Source organism: Rhodococcus sp. 14C212 (genome assembly GCF_011058195.1).
GTDB classification, from domain to species: Bacteria; Actinomycetota; Actinomycetes; order Mycobacteriales; family Mycobacteriaceae; genus Rhodococcus; species Rhodococcus aetherivorans.
This window is the reverse complement of record NZ_JAALEH010000215.1, coordinates 1-1,126: the sequence shown is the minus strand read 5'-3', so window position 1 is coordinate 1,126 and position 1,126 is coordinate 1. Positions and strand designations below refer to the sequence as shown.

Annotated in this window: 1 protein-coding gene; it reads left to right on the top strand. The window is 73.9% G+C overall.

The genetic code is table 11. The features are described 5' to 3' along the window. Positions 1–2: 2 nt before the first annotated feature. Positions 3–1,126: acetyl-CoA C-acetyltransferase (locus G6038_RS30760; protein ID WP_165042699.1), on the top strand; the 1,124-nt coding region annotated here is incomplete at its 3' end.

Here is a 1,126-nt window from a genome sequence, read left to right as displayed (position 1 = left end):
TCGTGACCAGTTCTGTCATCGTTGCCGGAGCCCGGACCCCGATGGGGCGTCTGCAGGGCGCCCTGAAGGACTTCTCCGGCTCGGACCTCGGCGGGGTCGCCATCGCCGGTGCCCTCGCCAAGGCCGGGGTGGCCCCGGAGCAGGTCGAGTACGTGATCATGGGTCAGGTGCTCACCGCCGGCGCCGGCCAGATCCCGGCCCGGCAGGCCGCCGTGGCCGCCGGCATCCCGATGGCCGTGCCCGCCCTGACCGTGAACAAGGTGTGCCTGTCCGGCATCGACGCGATCGCGCTGGCCGACCAGCTCATCCGCGCCGGCGAGTTCGACATCGTCGTCGCCGGCGGCCAGGAGTCGATGAGCGCCGCCCCGCACCTGCTCGAGAAGTCCCGCGCCGGGTTCAAGTACGGCGATGTCACCCTGCGCGACCACCTGGCCTTCGACGGGCTGCACGACATCTTCACCGACCAGGCCATGGGCACCCTCACCGAGGCCGCCAACAGCGGCGAGCGGTTCGTCTCCCGCGCCGAGCAGGACGCCGTCGCCGCCGCCAGCCACCAGCGGGCGGCCCGCGCGCAGAAGGACGGACTGTTCGACGACGAGATCGTGCCGGTGGCGATCCCGCAGCGCAAGGGCGAGCCGGTCGTGGTCACCGCCGACGAGGGCATCCGCCCGGACACCACCGCCGAGTCCCTGGCCAAGCTGCGGCCGGCGTTCGCGACGGACGGCACCGTCACCGCCGGCTCGGCCTCGCAGATCTCCGACGGGGCGGCCGCGGTGGTGGTGATGTCCAAGGCCAAGGCCGAACAGCTGGGCCTGTCCTGGCTCGCCGAGATCGGCGCGCACGGCGTGGTCGCCGGCCCGGACTCGACGCTGCAGTCCCAGCCGGCGCGGGCGATCGCGAAGGCCTGCGCCCGGGAGGGCCTCGACCCGGCCGAGCTGGACCTGGTGGAGATCAACGAGGCGTTCGCCGCGGTCGGGATCGCCTCCGGCCGCGAACTCGGGATCGACCCGGCCCGGATCAACGTCAACGGCGGCGCGATCGCGCTGGGCCACCCGCTGGGGATGTCCGGGGCCCGGATCGTGCTGCACCTGGCGCTCGAACTGGCCCGCCGCGGCGGCGGCGTCGG